The sequence below is a fragment of the Proteiniborus ethanoligenes genome, assembly GCF_900107485.1.
GTDB classification, from domain to species: Bacteria; Bacillota; Clostridia; order Tissierellales; family Proteiniboraceae; genus Proteiniborus; species Proteiniborus ethanoligenes.
Map to the genome: position 1 here is coordinate 1 of NZ_FNQE01000059.1, position 3,160 is coordinate 3,160.

Annotated in this window: 3 protein-coding genes; 1 reads left to right on the top strand and 2 read right to left on the bottom strand. The window is 32.4% G+C overall.

Annotated elements, in window-relative coordinates:
* Positions 1 to 155 precede the first annotated feature (155 nt).
* Positions 156 to 698, top strand: coding sequence for a cupin domain-containing protein (locus BLV37_RS14665; RefSeq protein ID WP_244270567.1), 543 nt, complete (start codon positions 156 to 158; stop codon positions 696 to 698).
* 145 nt (positions 699 to 843) lie between these two features.
* Here the strand turns inward: BLV37_RS14665 and brnQ are convergent, their stop codons facing one another.
* Together brnQ and BLV37_RS14675 are read right to left on the bottom strand one after the other, a co-directional pair.
* Entirely contained in the window at positions 844 to 2,202 is a 1,359-nt protein-coding gene (brnQ, locus tag BLV37_RS14670) for a branched-chain amino acid transport system II carrier protein (RefSeq protein ID WP_091733182.1), read from the bottom strand.
* Positions 2,203 to 2,642: 440 nt separating this feature from the next.
* Positions 2,643 to 3,008 (bottom strand): YybH family protein, encoded by a 366-nt coding sequence (locus BLV37_RS14675; protein WP_091733185.1) that lies wholly within the window; start codon positions 3,006 to 3,008, stop codon positions 2,643 to 2,645.
* Positions 3,009 to 3,160: the final 152 nt, after the last annotated feature.

Genomic DNA, 3,160 nt, shown 5'->3' on the forward strand with positions numbered 1-3,160 from the left:
TGTATAATAAAAAAAGCGAAAAAGCATTAAAATATAAGGAACTAAGAAAAAGAAAGTATTCGTGAGTTTTTGTCCAATATTAAGGGGTCAATCCGATCTCAAAAAAGTATCCATGTCCTTATTACATTAATACGCCAATATATAACGCAAATAATATGTATTACCTTCATAAAATGTATCAATGTCCTTACTATGTTAACATGCCAATGTATAACTCAAGTTTATGGGATGAGTTTCCTAATCAACATCTTCCCTATAATAAGCAACCCTGTACTGGTATCCCGATTATATTAAAGGATTATGGACCAGAACCATTTGTAATTAACATTGAAGAGGCTACTAAGCAAAACAATAATTTCCGTATTGCTTTATGGACAGGATGCCATCTGCAGCTTACTTTGATGAGCATCAATGTTGGCGAAGACATAGGTCTGGAAATCCATCCGAACCTTGATCAATTTGTACGTATTGAAGAAGGTCAAGGTCTTGTTAAAATGGGTGATAGAAAAGATAGATTGGACTTTCAAAGAAAAGTATCTGATGACTATGCATTCATCATACCTGCTGGTAAATGGCACAACTTAATCAATACAGGTAATAAACCGCTTAAATTATACTCTATCTATGCACCACCTCAGCACCCATTTGGTACAGTTCACGAAACAAAAAAAGATGCTGAAGAGCACCACGGACACTAATATCAAAAAACTATATAAAAGTGCGAAAACCAGCTTGCTATGGTAAATCAAAATACATAGAAGCTGGTTTTAATGTTGGAAAGAAAAATTTAATGGGCAAACAAAAAATATGCTTATAAAGCAACAACCCCGTCCCCAAACTTTTTTAAATGGCACTATGCTCTTTTATACGGACTTTCCATATAATCAATCCTATAACAAACCCAATTAATGCTGGTAATACCCAGCCAAAGCCATAGTCAAAACCAGGTAAATATCTGTGAGCAAAAGCAACAATATGTTTTACTGCTACATTATTTTGCATAGGTTCTGGCAATGCTTTACATAAATCAAAAAATGCTGCAATAATTGTTAATCCAGTTGTCCATTTATAAACATCACTCTGTTTATGAATAAATGGGGTTAACAGGGATAATAAGATTAAAGTAATCGCTAAGGGATAAAGAAACATAAGAACCGGTATAGACAACTGAATAATATTATTTAATCCAAAGTTAGCAATTATAAAAGAAATAAGTGTAAATATAACAGCATAGCTTCTATAAGAAATAGATTTAGGAAACATTTCACTAAACATTTCAGAACAAGAGGTTATTAAACCAATAGCTGTTTTTAAACATGCAACTCCTACAATAGCAGCTAGTAGTATTTGTCCAACGAAACCGAAATAATGATTGCTAACCATGGACAAAATAATTCCTCCATTTTTGGCACTACTTACACTTCCTAGGCTTGTAGCTCCCATATATGCTAATGAAGCATAAATAATAGTCATACCCACAACACTAAACAAGCCTGATTTACATGTTTCAATAGCAATTGAACGAGGATTTTTAATGCCTAATTTCTTTATATTAGAGATAATAATAATAGCAAAGGCTAAAGATGCCAAGGCATCCATGGTATTGTAACCATCTATTAAGCCAGTAAATAAAGGCTTAGTAATATAATTGCCCTGAGGTAAATACTGATTTACCTGTCCCATTGGCTTTACATATGTTGCAATTAATAAAATTGACAAAAGTACTAAAAAAACAGGGGTAAGATATTTACCTACCCAATCTAAAATTCGTCCTGGTCGTAAGGAATAGTAGAGAGTTAAAGCAAAAAATATTAGTGAAAAAATAAACAATCCAAGTTTTAAATGTTCCTGTGCAATAAAGGGGTGCATTCCAACCTCAAAGGCAACTGTGGCAGTACGTGGAATAGCAAATAACGGTCCAATAGTTAAATATAATAGACAGGTAAATAAAATTGCATAGCCTGAACTAACAGGCCTTCCCATATCAAATAAGCTTTCACTTTCTGAAAGAGCTGATGCAGCAATCCCCAGCATAGGTAAGCCTACACCCGTAATTAAAAATCCAATGGTTGCTAGTAAAACATGGCTTCCCGCTAATTGCCCCATATGTACAGGAAAAATCAAGTTCCCTGCACCAAAAAATAATCCAAATAATAATGAACCTATTAACAAATTTTGCTGAAAATTTAACCTTTCTTTCAATCGTAGCCCTCCTTGGTGTCCTATTATTGTCTTAACTCTAGTGTTCTTTTCAATATAATGCTTTATTTTGCTATTTTTTAAAATTACTTAAGTCTATTTTTTAAATAACATACAAAATATTATAGCACACTAATATGCATTAATAAAATGCATTTTTTTCATCCTATGAACAGATTATATTCGGAATATAATGGCTACAGTACACCTTTAAAACCATTCAACATATAATGAAGTAAGTCCAATTCAAAGGAGCTATAAATTATGGATAACAATATAAATGAATCCTGCTGTTATAATAATCTGACCATATAAGGTTAATTGCTACAACAATAAAGGCAAAAGCCATATAGAATACTTATATTCTGTATGGCTTTTGCTTATAGACAAGATCTCAAGACACTGGGCTTCTTTAATAACTCATAGGCTTATTAGTTTGTATTTTAGAAACTACTTAGATGCTCGTGGATTAGCTTCCATTCTTTATCATTGTCCTTAATGAAAATATTCGTTGCTCTTCCACTACCTGAAACAAATTCTCCATTATAGTATCCCTGATAATGATATGTATAAATACAAGTTGCGGAATTTTGATCTACCGTAAGCCATTTTACATCTTTAGCAGTATAAACTTCATCCTTTATAGTCTCCCATGTGTTTTCAAAAAAACTCTGAATTTCACTAAAGGTAGTGCAGGTCTTGCGTGTAAACCAATAAACAGCATCTTTATGAAGAAATCTTTTCACATTATCAAAATCATGAGAATTTGTTGCATCTATGTATTTTTCTAATGCCTTTTTATACTCCAATAATATAACCTCCTGTTTTATATGTTCATAGTTTTATTTATATCCATGTTTATTCTGCCTATTTAGCCCCCTAACCGTTTTGGACAATCACACACGATTATAGTAAAATATAATCAACAGGAGGTTGCCAGAATGAGAAGCAAAAATACAAG

What these genes read in the sequence shown, in the direction of transcription:
- BLV37_RS14665 (WP_244270567.1), top strand. Translation starts at nt 156, where the DNA reads ATGTATTACCTTCATAAAATGTATCAATGTCCTTACTATGTTAACATG.